This window comes from Pedobacter nyackensis, from assembly GCF_032678475.1.
Taxonomy (GTDB): Bacteria; Bacteroidota; Bacteroidia; order Sphingobacteriales; family Sphingobacteriaceae; genus Pedobacter; species Pedobacter nyackensis_A.
This window is the reverse complement of record NZ_JAVTSF010000003.1, coordinates 274572-290117: the sequence shown is the minus strand read 5'-3', so window position 1 is coordinate 290117 and position 15546 is coordinate 274572. Positions and strand designations below refer to the sequence as shown.

Below are 15546 nucleotides of genomic sequence, written 5' to 3'. Positions count from 1 at the left end.
CTATTCCGTTAATACGTAAAGATTTATCAACTTAACCAATTCATCAACATTTATAGGTTTTGAAACATACCCTACGGCCCCCGCATTCAAACACCGTTCCCGGTCTCCCAACATTGCCTGCGCGGTAACCGCAATTACGGGAATCTCTTTAAGCTCCGGCATGGTTTTCATATTTGCCATTGCTTCATAGCCATCCATACCAGGCATCATCATATCCATCAATACAACTACGATATTACTATCACTTAAAAGTATCTCAATCCCCTCCTCTGCTCCGGTTGCCGAAAGGCATTGATAGCCTTTTGCCTTTAAGACTGCACTTAAAGCAAAAATATTCCTGTTATCATCATCAATTATTAATATCTTATTTTCTGCCATATTTTAATAACCGTATTTTAGAGGTCAGACTTTGTCATAAAGCCAAACCCTAAGTAATGAAATCAACTGATCTATATCTACTGGTTTCGAAATATAATCTGAAGCACCAGCTGAAATACATTTCTCTCTATCGCCCATCATTGCTTTTGCAGTAACAGCTAAGACGGGCAATTGTTTGTATGCCGGAATCTTTCTAATCTCCCGTGTCGTCTCATATCCGTCCATCTCCGGCATCATCATATCCATAAGCACGATATCCACTAAAGGGTTTTCTTTAAGCGCCTGAAGAGCTTCTTTTCCATCGGTAGCGGCCAGCACTTTCATTTTATGCTGTTCCAGTGCCTTAGTTAATGAAAATATGTTTCGAACATCATCGTCAGCAATCAAAACGGTTTTGTTATTCAAAACTTCATACAAGCCTCCAAGCTTTTCTGACGGGGACTTCTTTTTCTTATTGTCAAGCTCACTTTCTTCAACCAGATGTAAGAAAAGGCCCGCCTCATCTAAAATCCGCTGATAGGAATGAGCCGTTTTAACAACGATAGAATCTGCATATTGCTTAATTCGGGTTTCTTCACCTTTAGACAAGTTTTTACCGGTAAAAATAATAATAGGTAAGTTCTCCAGACCCTTACTTTTCTTAATGGTATCCAGTGTTTCGTAGGCGTTCTTATCCGGAATTCCCATATCCAGTATTACGCAATCAACTTCATTCTTATTTAATGCACCAATACTCTGCGTAACGTTATCCGCTACTTCAGTGTGAATATTATAATTGCTCAAAAAGTAGCTCAAGGCCTCTGCATGTTGCTTATTCTCTTCAACAATTAAAACTTTCTTCGGATGTCGGCTCAATGCATGCTCCAGTTTCTGGAAAATTTGCTGCATGTGTTCTAATGCAAACGGCTTATTGATAAAATCAACTGCACCTTTTAGCAGACTCTCATTCTTAACCTCAAGAGAAGACATAATATGCACTGGAATTGGTCGGGTTGCCGGATTAGATTTTAACTCCTCCATTACCTGCCACCCATCTTTAACAGGCAACTGGATATCAAGCAGGATCGCCAGTGGCTGATAATGATTTGCCATTTCAATTCCCATATCTCCACGAACCGCAACAATCCCCTTATAATTCCTTTTGCGTGTAAATTTCAGCAAGGTCTTGGCAAAGTTTGTATCATCCTCAATAATCAGAATTACCCGATCTCCAGGCTGAATATCATCCCTATCGTCTTCTATCTCCTTAGGTATATGATCAACCGTAAAACGTTCGGTAACAACCGGCTCAATTTTATCGACGTAAACAGGCTGAGCAATCACATCTTGTGCTCTGGCTATTTTACGGTTCAACGGTAAAGCAAATGTAAACTCACTACCTACGTGTTCTTTGCTCGTTAATTCTATCTCTCCACCTAATAGTTTAGCTAATTCCCTGCTTATTGATAAACCTAAGCCAGTTCCTCCAAATTTACGACGGGTCGAACCATCAGCTTGCTGGAAGGCCTCAAAGATCAGGCCTTGTTTATCCGCAGGAATACCAATTCCTGTATCTGTTACCTTAAAAAGAATAACATCTCCCGATTCATCTTTTTGAACCGTCAATGCAACCTTCCCAGAAGAAGTAAATTTAATTGCATTTGAAAGCAGATTTTTTAAAATTTGCTCTAACCGCATTTTATCTGTGTTGATGTTCGAAAGCTTTTCATCTACCTCAATAACAAAATCAAGGTGCTTATTTTTAGCGATAGGACTAAACAGCGACCGCATATCTGTTGCTACCTCGGTAATATTGACATCTGTAAATTCAAGCTTCATTTTACCGGCCTCAATCTTGGACAGGTCAAGAATTTCATCAATCAGCCCCAACAAACCTTGTCCGGAACTTTGTATAACTTCGGCATACTCAATATACTCTTTATCAAGATCTTTGTTGTCAGACATTAACTTTGACAATAGTAAAATGGAGTTTAAGGGCGTCCTCAATTCATGCGACATGTTCGCAAGAAATTCCGATTTATATTTAGTGCTCTGTTCCAGTTGTTCTGCCTTATGCTGTATATCAAGGTTTCTTTCCTGAATAAGTTGGTTTTTTTCCTCCAGTAAACTTGTGCGTTCTTCGAGTTCCTGATTACTTTGTAAAAGTTCCTCCTGCTGCACTCTAAGTTCTTCTTCCGAAGTCTGTATTCTTTGTGTTTGAGCTTCCAGTTCGGCATTTAGTCCTTCTAGTTCCCGATGCTGAGCTTGTAATTCCTCAGCCTGAGCCTGTGTTTCTTCTAAAAATTCCTGCAGCCTTTTACGATTCTGTGATACATGTACCGCGATGCCTATATTACTTGAAATACTATTTAAGAATTCGAGCTGTAAGGGTGTATAAGTTTGTAAAGAGCCGAATTCCATCGCCCCCACAATAACTCCATTCCTAAAGATCGGTATAGCAACTACATTCCTTGGCCTTGTATTACCAGCAGCAAAACTAATGGTCAATTCGCCTTCAGGAATATCATTTACTAAAATCGTTTTCTCAGATAAGATACATTGCCCTGCAATTCCTTCTCCCGGTTTTATGTTTTTGCGTTTTTTGTCATCTAGCAACGAATAACCAGCGACCAAAGTTAGCGATTGATCGTCTTCTGTCAGATAAAACGCAGCAACCTGACTATGTGTACGGTCTACAATTTCTTCAACGATATCGTTTGCCAACTCCTCGACACTTTTTTCTCCTACCATCTTGTCATTGAGCAAGGCAATTCCAGATTGTAGCCACTCTTTATCTGCCAACAAAGAAAAAGAATACTGCAGCGATTCTGCCATTGTATTCAAAGAAACCGCCAGACTCCCTAATTCATCCTTTTCTGTATCATCAAGTCGCATCTGGTAATCCCCATTTGAAATTCTGTTAGCGATTCCCTGAATAACGGCAATCCGATTATCCATCTCTTCATGGCTATCTTCCAGTTCCTGTTGAAGTTTTACACGGGCATTGAAGTCGAAGGATACCTTTCTATAAAAGAATATGGTAATTAAAATAGCTAGAAATGCTGCAAAAACAATCAAAGAAGGGGTATAAGCGGCCAGCTTGTTCATCGTTGCAGTACGTGTCTCCAATAGCCTGGCCTCCTCAGTCTCCATTATTTTTATCAGATCTCTGGTAGCGTCCATATAGACTTTCCCATTGATCAATTCGTTAACACCTACAGTACCTCCACGTCTCTTTATATCGACTGTGTTTTTTAAAATATCAAGTCTGCCATTGATGACCCCTCTCAACTTCCTAACGTTTCTTTGCTGAAAGTCATACCCCCTTGTCTCAGCATTTACATCTTCTAATAAATCCAATGCCCGCTGCCGGGCTCCGGTATATGGCTCCAGAAAGTCACTTTCACCTGTTAAAAGATACCCTCGTTGTCCCGTCTCAGCGTCTTTCAAAGCAGACATAACTCCCTGCAATTTGCTGATTACCTCATTACTGTGAGCAACCATTTCACCATTTTTAATCAAATTTTTAATACTCAGGTAAGAGGCCAGAGATGTTATAAAAAGAATTAATAATGATAGACCTAAACCAATTCGCAGGTTATTTTTTATGTGTTTATTACTCATAAGATTTCTTACTTTTTTAATCCACTTCAGCCGCAGTAATTATAGGCAGCGTAAAGTAAAACTCAGAACCTTCCCCTAATTTGCTTTTCACGCCCACTTCTCCCCCATGCCGGTTAATAATTTCGGCAGATATGTATAGTCCGATTCCCAATCCCTGAAAATGGATCGACGTTTCCTCCACCCGGTAGAACTTTTCAAATACGTTTTTCTGTAATTCCGGGGCAATTCCAATACCGAAATCGCGAACTCCCAAATATAATTTATGCCCTTCAGTTTTTATATTTACCACTATTTCGTTTGTCCCCGGCGAATATTTAATAGCATTGGTTAAAAAATTAACAACCACCTGCTCAATACGCATCTCATCAGCATAAATTTCTGGTGGTGCAGCGCCCACCCTGGTAATCTTAAACTCAGGATTAGCCTGATGAATAACCTCCAGCACACTATCTAATAAATGATCTAACGAAAAATACTTTTTATTAAACTTTAGCTTCCCGCTTTCGATTTTAGAGATATCCAGAAGATCCGCAATAAGATCATTTAATTTCTCTAATTGAACCTGTGCTTTCGCAAGGTGTTTCTTTACCGTAGGTATATCGCCCTTATCTACGCTTCGGCCAAGCAATTGAACGTAGCCCTTTACACTTGTTAGTGGTGTTTTTAATTCATGACTTGCAATACTAATGAACTCATCCTTCTTACGTTCGGCCTTCTTTCTAAATTCTATTTCATCCAGCAAAGCCTTTTGTATTTCGATAAGCTTCCTGCTTTGTTCATAGATGCGATAAAAGGTTTTGACTTTTAAGAGCAGGATATCCATATCTACCGGCTTGGTAATATAGTCCAGTCCTCCCGAAGAATACCCCTTTGTAATAAACTTAAGTTCAGTATTTGCCGCAGATAAAAAGATAATTGCAGTTTCTTTAGCTTTGCTGTAGCCTGAAATAGCCTCTGCAACCTCAAACCCATCCATACCGGGCATCTGTACATCAAGGATGATTAAAACGTATTCATTTTTAAGTACTTTTTTTAGCGCTTCCTCTCCCGAGGATGCAGTATCAACTTCAAAATTATGTTTCTCCAGAACCTTTTTTAATGAGATCAGGTTCTCAGGGGTATCATCTACAATTAATATCATTATTAAAAATAAAAGGGCTTTAAAGTTTCAGGAGCGTAATCTAGTTTATTTTTTTTAAGTTAAAGTTATACAAGTTTATAAGTTTAAACTTACAAATAACCATTTTTGTCATAAAAAATAAATTAAAGTCTACCCGAACTAAAAGTATCCCCTTGTCGGAAATCACCCGTGTCGAATCCTTTTTTGAACCAGTACATTCTTTGAGCAGAAGTGCCATGAGTGAAAGCATCAGGGACAATTTCTCCCTGTGACTGCTGCTGAAGTTTATCATCTCCAATTGCATTTGCAGCCGTTAAAGCTTCTTCAATATCTCCTTCCTCGAGTCTAAAATTCTCCAGATTTTGAGCATGGTGCGCCCAAAGTCCTGCGAAGAAATCAGCTTGAAGTTCTAATTTAACTGATAGTTTATTATACTCCGTTTCACTCAACTGAGCTCTGGCACGTTGGACCTTCTCAGAAATACCTAATAAGTTCTGAACATGATGTCCTACTTCATGCGCGATAACGTAGGCCTGTGCAAAATCACCGGCCGCACCAAACCGATCTTTTAAATCTTTATAAAAAGTCAAATCAATATACACCCTATGATCGGCAGGACAATAAAATGGTCCGACAGCCGAGCTTGCATTTCCACAGGCCGATTGAACACTGTTATCAAACAAAGTGAGCACAGGTTGCTCATATTCCCGTCCCATTGCTCTGAATTGATCAGACCAGACCGATTCTGTAGACTCAAGGACTCCCGAAACAAATTTACCTTCGGCGTCCTGGGGCACTCCTTGCTTACCTTCAACGCCAGCAGTCTCCCCGATAGGCAACTGACTAACTAAACCTGTGAAATCCTGTCCGAAGATGAGTCCCAGGACAACAACAACAATCGCTGCGCCGCCACCAAGGACTTTTCCACCGCTCATCCCCCTTCTATCATCTACATTGCTACTACCTTTACCGAACCATTGCATATAAATTCCTTTTATTTTGGTTAATCAATTTTTGTGACAATTGTTATACCAAAACCAGGAAAAGTAGCCGGCTTAATTAAAAGCAGCTATAGCGTTGTGAATTCTTTTCACCGTTTCATCCGCTCCAAGCGCGACCGCAATATCGAAAACTCCAGGGCCAAACTTACCTCCAACTAGCATAATCCTAAAAGGGAGCATTAATTCGCCTGGCTTAAAATTATGCGCTGCAGCTAGCAATTTGAACTTTTCCTCAAGCTCAGCTCCCGTTGCTTCGTCTACTACCTCTAAAGCATAGGCTTCAAAAAATGTAGCTTTTTCCTTTGTCCATTTTGGTTTCACAGCATCCAGATCGTATTCTCCGGGAGCGAGAAAAAAGTATTGGCTTTGCGGGACGAAATCACTCAACAGATTACAACGGTCTTTAATTAGGTCAATTACTTTTTCCAGGTATACATCGTCATTTAATGTAATACCCTGCTCAACAAAAGCCTGTTTAACAAAGTCAAGCAATTCTCTCGCATTTGAATGCTTAATCCATTCATGATTATACCATTTCGCTTTTTCAAAATCAAACTTCGCTCCCGCTTTACTAATTCTTTCTATCGAGAATTTCTCTATGAGTTCAGTCATGGAGAAAATTTCCTGATCTGTACCATCATTCCAGCCAAGCATCGCCAGCAAGTTCACAAAAGCCTCAGGCATAAAGCCTAACTCTCTAAATCCTTTTGTAAGGTCACCGGTTTTAGGGTCTACCCAATTTTGGGCATACACAGGAAAACCAAGTCTATCCCCATCTCGCTTGCTGAGTTTACCATTTCCATCTGGCTTCAAAATCAAAGGTAAATGTACCCACTGTGGCATTTCATCCCCCCAGCCCAAATACCTCCATAAAAGGATATGAATAGGCGCAGACGGGAGCCATTCTTCACCTCTAAAAACATGACTGATTTCCATTGCCCGATCATCAGCAACTACCGCCAAATGATATGTTGGCATTCCGTCGGCTTTTAACAAGACTTTATCATCAACTAAATTTGTATCAAAACTAACATGCCCTCTAATCAGGTCAGTAAAAGAAACAGTTTCATTTTCAGGCATTTTTATACGTACTACATGAGGAGTATTACCAGCCAGTAATGCATTAACTTCATCTTCAGGCAAAGTAAGCGAGTTCCGCATTCCGTCTCTCGTAAGCAGCCCGTAAGTAAAATTCGGAATTTCTTTTCTTTTGGCATCCAGTTCCTCTGGAGTATCGAAAGCACAATAAGCATACCCATCAGCAATTAACTGATCGGCATATTGTTTATAAGAAGCCTTACGTTCACTTTGACGATAAGGTCCAAAATCCCCCTCATGTACCGGGCTTTCATCCGCAATAATCCCACACCAATCTAAACAAGAAGCAATATATTCTTCAGCGCCTTCTACAAAACGTGTTTGATCGGTATCTTCAATACGCAAAATAAATGTTCCGTTATGCTTTTTTGCAAACAGATAATTGAACAGTGCGGTGCGTACACCACCTAAATGTAGTCCCCCAGTTGGGCTTGGAGCGAATCTTACTCTTACTTTCTTTTCCATATTACGAATTACAAAGATATATTTTTTACTGCGTTACCGTTCTATTGATACATTTTTGAATGCTATTTTGTATTTTGCCTTCATATTCTATGAACCCATACGAGAAAAAACGCCGCTGGAAATTCTTTTTGCTTGTCTTTGCCATTATTATCGGCACTGCATCTGTTTTTTACAGCGATTTCTTTGTAAAGAAAATGGAACGCGAAGAACAACTTCAATTTCAATTGTATGTCAATGTAACCGAACAGTCGTTGGCAATGTATGATGACGATCGGTACACAAGCTTAATAGACCTGATCCGGACTAATACAAAGTTACCTGTTATAATGATAGATTCGGAAGGTTCAATTATAGCCTACCAGGGCCTTGACTCCACAAAAACCAATTACGAAGTAGAGAAACAACCCAACAAGACCTATGACCCCGCTTATTTTTCAAGGGAGCTAAGAAAAATGAAAGAACAGCATCCGCCAACTCCAATTATTGGTTTAGACGGGACTCGCTGGTACATTTACTATAAAGATTCCGCCACTTTAACACAACTCCGGTATTTCCCTTACATACAGCTTGCCGTAATCGGGCTATTTTTACTGACGGCTTATGTAGCGTTCAGCTCAGCAAGAAAAGCAGAACAAGACCAGGTATGGGTGGGTATGGCTAAAGAAACTGCACATCAGTTAGGCACACCGATATCATCGCTAATGGCCTGGGTAGAACTCATCAAATCCAGGTTTGATGCAGAAGACGACCCCTTAATTGCTGAGATGGAGAACGACATAAAGCGATTGGAAGTTATTACTGACCGTTTTTCAAAGATTGGATCTAAACCAATTGTGGAAGACCATGTTGTTTATACGGTAATCTACAACTTCGTTGAATACTTCAAGCTACGAACTTCAGACAAGATTATCTTCAAGATTATAGGAGACGAACAGGTCCGTGCTTTATTAAATGTTCCCCTTTTTGATTGGGTAATTGAAAATCTGTTAAAAAATGCAGCCAATGCGATCGAAAATGAAGGAAACATTACTATAAACATTATTGAGAACTTAACGAAAGAAGAAGTTTTTATAGATGTGACGGATACAGGAAAAGGTATTGCCAGGTCTAAATTTGATGCCGTTTTCCAACCCGGATACACCACCCGCAAACGCGGATGGGGACTAGGGCTCTCGCTCACCAAAAGAATCATTGAAAACTACCATAACGGGCAGATCTTTGTAAAGGATTCAGAACTTGGCAAGGGGACAACCTTTCGTATCATTCTAAAAAGTAGTATTACTTATGAACCGACCTCAAACACATGAGTATCCAGTATGGGCTGAACAATACATCAGCCTTGTTGAAGGAGATGTAATGGACTTGCTAAAAAGGCAAGCATCTGAATTCTCAGATTTTACAACCAGTCTGATTGAAAAAGCGGACTATGCTTACGCTCCGGGGAAATGGACAATTAAACAACTTATTGGGCACATTATAGATACCGAACGAATTCTCGTTTATCGTCTCACCTGCTTTGCAAGAGGAGAAAACCATGCGCTACCAGGCTTCGAAGAAGACGAATATGTAGCAAATGCTCATTTTGAGGATAGAAGCCTCCTCAGTTTGTCAGAGGAATTTTCCCAGCTGAGAAAAGCAAATATGTTTCTTTTCAACTCGCTAAATGAAAAGGAATTAAACAGAAGTGGAACCGCATCCGAAAGACAAATCACAGTGAGAGCTTTATTATTTGTAATTGCTGGTCACATTATCCATCATACACAAATCATTAAAAGCCGATATCTATGATCTGGTTTACCAACTTCAGTCCAAAACAACTGAATGACCGTCCTAAAAATCATATGGGAGCATTCCTAGACATCCAGTTTACTCAGGTAGATGACGATGCCCTTACTGCAACAATGCCCGTGGATGAGCGCACACATCAGCCTGCGGGAATTTTACATGGAGGAGCCTCTGTCGTACTCGCAGAAACACTGGGAAGTGTTGCTTCTTATATGTGTATAGATCCTGAGAAATATCAGGCTGTAGGTCTTGAAATCAACGCAAACCACCTCAGGCCAGTCAAATCCGGCCTTGTTACAGGTGTTTGCAAACCATTACACATTGGCGCGAAGACCCATGTATGGGAAATCAAGATTTATAATGACAAAGGTAAGATGAATTGCATTAGCAGGCTAACCGTGGCAATTATCAATAAAGCCTAATTATTTAATTATAATTGGCAACTCAATCATCGTTTTGTCCCAGCCTAAAACCATATTAGTTCCCTCTAGCAACGATGTGAAAGTTATAGAAAAACTGTCGATTGGCTTATCCAGCGTTTTAACAGGAACATCCGTTCTTAGAACGTCCTTCGTTTCATCATAAGTAAAAGCACCCCAGCGGTCTGTCTGCCTGTTAAGAATAATAGTCCATTTGTCCTTGTTAGGGATAGCAAACAAACTATAAATACCTGCTTTTACCGATTTTCCTCCTATATTAACTTTTTTATAGAACCTGATCTCAGTACTCTCATTAGCCCCTAAACGCCAGACTTTACCAAATTGCTCAAGCACGCCGAAAATATCTCGCCCTTTTCTAGTAGGCCGTGAATAAACCACCTTAACCAAAGGAGATGAACCATCTTTTGCTTTTGCTGCATTTAAAGGAAAATATACAATATCCGCTGCGCTGGCATCCACAGGAGCAAACTTTACCTCCTGGGCTTCAGCCATAAAAGCAAACAATATAAAAACCCCGATAAAACTTATTCTTTTCATTAGAGGTCGGCTAAATGATTGAGATTAATACTGACGTCCTTTAACGATTCCGTTTAAGAAAATAGCACCAAATATGAACCCTATAATTCCACCTAGTATAGACCAGCCAAAGCTACCAGTTATAATTGCTGCAGTTAAAATTCCAAAAAACAGGCCTAAAATGTAGTAAACCCAATCCAAACTGTTGTTATCTTCTTTAATCATCATATTAATTCTTAGGCTCCAAAGATATTGATTTATTTTATCTGTATCCAAATATTAAACCTTATTTACCCAAGCGCCCCATTTAATCTTCATACACATCGGGACCGCTACCTCTTTAATAAGAATAAAATGCTATGCTACAACATACCTGTTTCATCCTGATTTAGATTCCCTGGTATTGAAATCTTGTCTGCAAGACGAAAAAATAACCATTAAAAATCGTGTCTGCTTGTCAGCATATCGTAAATTATTTTAAGCGCTGACACTTTTACTGTCGTCTGTTCAATCGATTGATTAATTTTGTGCCTTAGGAATTATCAAATGGAAAAAGCAGATAAGAAATCAAGCATTCTTGAAGCCGCAGAGAAGCTATTTTGCGAACGAGGCTATGAAGCTACCTCAACCCGGCACATCGCGAAAGAAGCCGGAGCAAATATGGCAATGATCAATTACTACTTCGGGTCTAAAGAAGGTGTATTTATGGAAATAATAAGCAAAAGAATTGCGGATTTCAGACTACAGCTTACAATCATAAACCAGGATAACTTATCCGGAATGGAAAAACTTTTGAAAGTAATTGAAGGTTACGCGACCAGAATTCTTTCTAATCATGGTTTTCATAAAATGATGCACCGTGAGTTGTCCCTACCCCACCGTCCGGAAATGTTTTTTAAGATAAAGAATTCAATGGCCGAAAACCTAAAGGTAATTGAAGAAATAGCCAATAATGGAATTGCTGATGGAAGTTTCAGGGATGTAGACGTAAGAATGCTTATCGCAACAATAATGGGCACGATCAGCAATGTAGCCATCTCCCCATCTAAAATTACTTACGGTACTACACTTGATATTAATAATACAGCAGACAGGGCGCTTATCACAGAACGATTAATTGCTCACTTAAAAGACCTTATCATCGTCTATTTAACACCAATTCAAGAATCTAAAACAAAAAAATGATAAATCAATCAATCAAGTTAAGCTTGTTAACTTTTCTTGTACCTGGAATTCTTTATGCCCAGGACCATAAAAAACTAAGCCTGCAGGAAGCTATAGCGCTTGGCGTAGAAAACAGCAAAAATTTAAAGCTGTCAAAAAACAAAGTAGATGAAGCGATTGCGAAACTTAATATAGTAAAAGACAATGTATTGCCCACCGCAAAAGTATCTTTTTTGTACAATCATGCGGAAATTCCAACCAACAGCCTCTCAATCGGAGGAGGAGATCCCATCCACTTACCTAAACGTGCAGACGCCTTTGTAGGTACAGCATCTGTAGAGGAACTCATCTACGGGGGCGGTAAACTAAAATATGCTGAAGAATCGACCCGACTGCTAACTGAGGTTGCACGTCTGGATGCAGATAAAGACAAAGAAGAAATCAGCTACGCAATAATCAATACTTATTACTCCCTGTTCAAAGTGATTCAGAGTAAAAAAGTAATTGCTCAAAACCTTGAGTCTATAGACAGCCAGTTAAAGCAATCCAAACGCTTTTTCGAGCAAGGAATCGTTACCAAAAATGATGTGTTGAGATTTCAGCTTCAGCAGGCTAATGTATTACTTACCGACATGGAAGCGGAGAACAACCGTAAAATCATCAATTATAACCTCGATATTTTACTTGGCTTAAACGAAAATACGGAAATCGAAATTACAGAACCTGATGTAGCTTTGAAAGCGACAACCCCATTAAGTAATTATCTTGATATGGGGTTCAATGGTCGCCAGGAACTAAAGCAACTTGACCTTCAAAATAAGGTGGCAGACGTTAATATAAAATCTGTCAAAGCCAACACCTTACCTACTGTTGGCGTAGGCGCAAATCTGTACTACATCAATCCAAGCGGCAAATTTATACCCTCTACAGATCAGTATATTATGCCTATGACCTTGGGAGCAAATGTTTCCTGGAATATTGGGAACTTATGGACAAACAAACACAAGGTTACCGACGCGAGAATTCAGCAAAAAGAAATAGGATTACAGAAAGAGATCTTTTCTGATCAGGTAAAAACGGAAATCAACAGAAATTACCAGAATTACCAGTTATCGCTAAACAAAATAAAAGTGCTGGAAACATCCATTACACAGGCTACGGAAAACGATAAATTATTAGCGTCCAAATACAAGAACAACGTTGCGTCAGCAATAGATAGAATTGATGCGGAAACCTTGCTGTATCAAGCTAAAATCAACTTAGAACTAGCTAAAGCTGATGCTGGACTGGCCTATTATACCCTATTAAAATCTACCGGAAAAATTTCTCAATAAAATACTATAACAAATTAGGCAATGACAACTGAAAAGAAAAAAAAGAATAAAGTAATCCCAATCATATTAGGCGTGCTCATCATACTGGGAGGTATATTTGGTATTAAAGAGTACATTTACTACAGTAAACATGTCGACACCGATGATGCACAAATTGATGGGGACATCAGCCCGGTAGTAGCCCGTGTCGGTGGATATGTACAAGATATCAAATTTGAAGAAAACACAAAAGTCAGAGAAGGTGATATCCTTGTTAAACTAGACGATAGCGATTACAAGATAAAATTAGAGCAGGCAATGGCCGGCCAAAAAGGGGCTAGTGCAGGGGTTGGTGTTTCAGAATCTCAGATTGCAGCCACCGCAGCTAATACCAGCACTGCAAAGGCAAACATAGATGCTTCTAAGGTAAAACTGAATCTTGCGCAAAAAGATTACGACAGATATCTAAACCTTGTAAAAGACGGCTCAATTACACAGCAACAATTTGATCAGGCTAAAGCACAAAAAGAATCCGCTCAAGCCGCGTTTACTGCTGCAAATGACCAATACAATGCCGCTGTAAAACAAGTCGGCACCACACAATCACAACTTGCGGTAAGCCACACTGGAGTAACACAACGTCAGGCCGATGTAGATTTTGCTAAACTTCAGCTATCTTATACAGAAATTAAAGCCCCTACTTCGGGTATCATCTCTAAAAAGAACATCCAGAAAGGTCAGTTGATACAGGCAGGACAATCACTGTTTTCAATTGTAAACGACAATAGTATCTATGTTACTGCAAACTTTAAAGAAACGCAACTGGAAGACATAAAAGCTGGATCAAAGGTTAAAATAGAGGTGGATGCTTACCCAGATCAGGATGTAGAAGGAGAAGTTTACAACTTCGCTCCTATTACTGGTGCAAAAGGCTCACTACTTCCTCCCGATAATGCAACCGGAAATTTTGTTAAAGTAGTACAGCGGATCCCTGTAAAAATAAAAATAACCAAAGCCCAGAAAGAAATCCTTGAAAAGCTACGTCCTGGAATGAGCGTTAAGGTTTCTGTTTCAATAAAAGACTAAAAAATGGCCGAGAAAGGTTTAAAAAAGTGGATTATCACTTTTACCGTGATCACAGCATCCTTATTGGAACTGATTGACACCACCATCGTAAACGTCGCAATCCCTCAAATACAAGGTAATCTGGGGGCAACGCTCGAAGACGTAGCCTGGCTATCTACCGGGTATGCTGTCGCAAACGTAATTGTATTACCCATGTCAGGATGGCTAGGCAGTCGCTTCGGTCGCAAAAATTATTTCTTATTTTCTATTGTCCTCTTTACTATTGCATCTTTCCTTTGCGGAAATGCAACGAATCTTGAAGAGCTCATTGCATTTCGTATTTTACAAGGATTGGCAGGAGGAGGCTTAATCTCTACGGCACAGGCTATATTGATTGAAACATGGCCCCGGGAAGACGTGGGCATTGCCACAGCCCTATTTGGGCTTGGCGCTGTTGTGGGGCCAACTGTTGGTCCTACAATAGGCGGATATTTACTCGAAATCAGCAGCTGGCCATTAATATTCTTTGTAAACATTCCTGTCGGAATTCTAGCCGCATATTGTACCTACACCTTTGTCAGGGAAACACCAAAGGATGGAAAGGGAATGCCAGTAGACTGGTGGGGAATCGTTTTACTTGCTGTAGCAGTGGGAAGTTTACAAACAGTATTGGAAAAAGGCGAAAGTGAGGATTGGTTTGCCACTCCATATATAACAGCGCTGGCCGTAACGTCAGTACTTGGCCTACTCTTGTTTATCTGGAGAGAATTAAGTACAGACCATCCCATTGTTAACTTTAAAATTATGCGTCACCGCAGCTTTTCCGTAGGAATGTTCACCTCATTTATCTTAGGATTTGGACTATATGGATCTGTATTCGTATTCCCTGTCTTCTGTCAGAATTTACTTGGATTCTCTGCACTTCAAACTGGCGAACTTCTATTTCCGGGTGGACTATGCACTATTGTTATGATGCCTTTTATTGGCATCATGCTAAAGAAGAACATTCCTGCTCAGTTTATGGCAACAATAGGTATGTTTCTCTTCTTTGTTTTCTGTTCAATGCTGAGCAAATCAACCCTACAGTCCGGAACAGGAGATTTCTTTCTCCCTCTAATGATTAGAGGCGTAGGCATGGCGTTACTTTTCGTTCCGTTAACCACACTGGCTATACAGGATCTAAAAGGAGCCGAAATCGGACAAGGTTCAGGCCTAAACAACATGATGAGACAATTAGGTGGCTCCTTCGGTATCGCGGCGTTAACAACACTCATACATGTACGCCAGGGTTTCCACCGCAGCAACCTATTGGTCAATGTAAACGAATACAATCCCGCCTTCACAGAACGATTCAATGGCTTTGTAAATAGCTTTATGGCAAAGGGTTATACTTATCTGGATGCTAAAACACTGGCAGCGAAAGCAATTGATGGTGCTGTCACCAAACAATCCCTGTTGTTAACCTATAGTGATGCCTATTGGGTTGCCGGACTCGTACTACTCTGCTCAATCCCATTGTTATATCTTCAGAAATTCAAAAAGAACGTTGTTGTTCCTGCAGATCTCCATTAATAAAATCGGCCGTTAGTTTCTCTAAC

General features: G+C 39.9%; 14 protein-coding genes. 7 read left to right on the top strand and 7 right to left on the bottom strand.

From position 1 onward, the window contains the following. The 5 genes from R2Q84_RS12240 to gltX form a co-directional block, all read right to left on the bottom strand. Positions 1–378: a two-component system response regulator gene (locus R2Q84_RS12240; protein WP_316816829.1), complete on the bottom strand. Its 378-nt coding sequence runs from the start codon at positions 376–378 to the stop codon at positions 1–3. Between the two features lie 24 nt (positions 379–402). Then, a complete protein-coding gene (locus tag R2Q84_RS12235; protein WP_316816828.1) occupies positions 403–3981 on the bottom strand; it encodes a response regulator in 3579 nt (1192 codons plus the stop codon). A 16-nt stretch (positions 3982–3997) separates the two neighbouring features. After that, entirely contained in the window at positions 3998–5122 is a 1125-nt protein-coding gene (locus tag R2Q84_RS12230) for a hybrid sensor histidine kinase/response regulator (RefSeq protein WP_316816827.1), read from the bottom strand. 122 nt (positions 5123–5244) lie between these two features. Beyond that, entirely contained in the window at positions 5245–6084 is an 840-nt protein-coding gene (locus R2Q84_RS12225; RefSeq protein ID WP_316816826.1) for a neutral zinc metallopeptidase, read from the bottom strand. Positions 6085–6156: 72 nt separating this feature from the next. Next, complete coding sequence (gltX, locus tag R2Q84_RS12220) at positions 6157–7665, bottom strand: glutamate--tRNA ligase (RefSeq protein WP_316816825.1); 1509 nt, start codon at positions 7663–7665, stop codon at positions 6157–6159. A gap of 89 nt (positions 7666–7754) precedes the next feature. Here gltX and R2Q84_RS12215 point away from each other — a divergent pair, with 89 nt between their 5' ends. From R2Q84_RS12215 to R2Q84_RS12205, 3 genes are read left to right on the top strand one after another with little or no spacing between them, the layout of a single operon-like run. Then, a complete protein-coding gene (locus tag R2Q84_RS12215; protein ID WP_316816824.1) occupies positions 7755–8972 on the top strand; it encodes a HAMP domain-containing sensor histidine kinase in 1218 nt (405 codons plus the stop codon). Beyond that, positions 8950–9453: a DinB family protein gene (locus tag R2Q84_RS12210; protein ID WP_316816823.1), complete on the top strand. Its 504-nt coding sequence runs from the start codon at positions 8950–8952 to the stop codon at positions 9451–9453. The genes R2Q84_RS12215 and R2Q84_RS12210 overlap by 23 nt, the downstream gene beginning before the upstream one ends. Next, positions 9450–9872, top strand: a complete 423-nt coding sequence (locus tag R2Q84_RS12205; protein ID WP_316816822.1) for a hotdog fold thioesterase — start codon at positions 9450–9452, stop codon at positions 9870–9872. Before R2Q84_RS12210 ends, R2Q84_RS12205 begins: the two co-directional genes overlap by 4 nt. Here the strand turns inward: R2Q84_RS12205 and R2Q84_RS12200 are convergent, their stop codons facing one another. Both R2Q84_RS12200 and R2Q84_RS12195 read right to left on the bottom strand, forming a co-directional pair. Continuing rightward, positions 9873–10427: a DUF2911 domain-containing protein gene (locus R2Q84_RS12200; RefSeq protein WP_316816821.1), complete on the bottom strand. Its 555-nt coding sequence runs from the start codon at positions 10425–10427 to the stop codon at positions 9873–9875. A gap of 24 nt (positions 10428–10451) precedes the next feature. Further along, on the bottom strand, positions 10452–10634 hold the full coding sequence (locus R2Q84_RS12195; RefSeq protein ID WP_316816820.1) for a hypothetical protein: 183 nt from the start codon (positions 10632–10634) through the stop codon (positions 10452–10454). Positions 10635–10952: 318 nt separating this feature from the next. Here R2Q84_RS12195 and R2Q84_RS12190 point away from each other — a divergent pair, with 318 nt between their 5' ends. From R2Q84_RS12190 to R2Q84_RS12175, 4 genes are read left to right on the top strand one after another with little or no spacing between them, the layout of a single operon-like run. Beyond that, on the top strand, positions 10953–11591 hold the full coding sequence (locus tag R2Q84_RS12190; RefSeq protein WP_316816819.1) for a TetR/AcrR family transcriptional regulator: 639 nt from the start codon (positions 10953–10955) through the stop codon (positions 11589–11591). Next, entirely contained in the window at positions 11588–12904 is a 1317-nt protein-coding gene (locus tag R2Q84_RS12185; protein WP_316816818.1) for a TolC family protein, read from the top strand. The genes R2Q84_RS12190 and R2Q84_RS12185 overlap by 4 nt, the downstream gene beginning before the upstream one ends. 21 nt (positions 12905–12925) lie before the next feature. Next, the gene (locus tag R2Q84_RS12180) at positions 12926–13969 is read left to right on the top strand and encodes an HlyD family secretion protein (RefSeq protein ID WP_316816817.1); all 1044 of its coding nucleotides are present in this window, start codon (positions 12926–12928) and stop codon (positions 13967–13969) included. A gap of 3 nt (positions 13970–13972) precedes the next feature. Further along, positions 13973–15520 (top strand): DHA2 family efflux MFS transporter permease subunit, encoded by a 1548-nt coding sequence (locus tag R2Q84_RS12175; protein WP_316816816.1) that lies wholly within the window; start codon positions 13973–13975, stop codon positions 15518–15520. The last annotated feature ends 26 nt before the right edge of the window (positions 15521–15546 follow it).

Excerpts from the sequence above, each read along its gene's own strand:
- R2Q84_RS12185 (WP_316816818.1), top strand. The coding sequence starts at position 11,588 with ATGATAAATCAATCAATCAAGTTAAGCTTGTTAACTTTTCTTGTACCT.
- gltX (WP_316816825.1), bottom strand. The coding sequence starts at position 7,665 with ATGGAAAAGAAAGTAAGAGTAAGATTCGCTCCAAGCCCAACTGGGGGA.
- R2Q84_RS12195 (WP_316816820.1), bottom strand. The coding sequence starts at position 10,634 with ATGATGATTAAAGAAGATAACAACAGTTTGGATTGGGTTTACTACATT.
- R2Q84_RS12235 (WP_316816828.1), bottom strand. The coding sequence starts at position 3,981 with ATGAGTAATAAACACATAAAAAATAACCTGCGAATTGGTTTAGGTCTA.
- R2Q84_RS12240 (WP_316816829.1), bottom strand. The coding sequence starts at position 378 with ATGGCAGAAAATAAGATATTAATAATTGATGATGATAACAGGAATATT.
- R2Q84_RS12230 (WP_316816827.1), bottom strand. The coding sequence starts at position 5,122 with ATGATATTAATTGTAGATGATACCCCTGAGAACCTGATCTCATTAAAA.
- R2Q84_RS12190 (WP_316816819.1), top strand. The coding sequence starts at position 10,953 with ATGGAAAAAGCAGATAAGAAATCAAGCATTCTTGAAGCCGCAGAGAAG.
- R2Q84_RS12200 (WP_316816821.1), bottom strand. The coding sequence starts at position 10,427 with ATGAAAAGAATAAGTTTTATCGGGGTTTTTATATTGTTTGCTTTTATG.
- R2Q84_RS12205 (WP_316816822.1), top strand. The coding sequence starts at position 9,450 with ATGATCTGGTTTACCAACTTCAGTCCAAAACAACTGAATGACCGTCCT.
- R2Q84_RS12180 (WP_316816817.1), top strand. The coding sequence starts at position 12,926 with ATGACAACTGAAAAGAAAAAAAAGAATAAAGTAATCCCAATCATATTA.
- R2Q84_RS12225 (WP_316816826.1), bottom strand. The coding sequence starts at position 6,084 with ATGCAATGGTTCGGTAAAGGTAGTAGCAATGTAGATGATAGAAGGGGG.
- R2Q84_RS12215 (WP_316816824.1), top strand. The coding sequence starts at position 7,755 with ATGAACCCATACGAGAAAAAACGCCGCTGGAAATTCTTTTTGCTTGTC.
- R2Q84_RS12175 (WP_316816816.1), top strand. The coding sequence starts at position 13,973 with ATGGCCGAGAAAGGTTTAAAAAAGTGGATTATCACTTTTACCGTGATC.
- R2Q84_RS12210 (WP_316816823.1), top strand. The coding sequence starts at position 8,950 with ATGAACCGACCTCAAACACATGAGTATCCAGTATGGGCTGAACAATAC.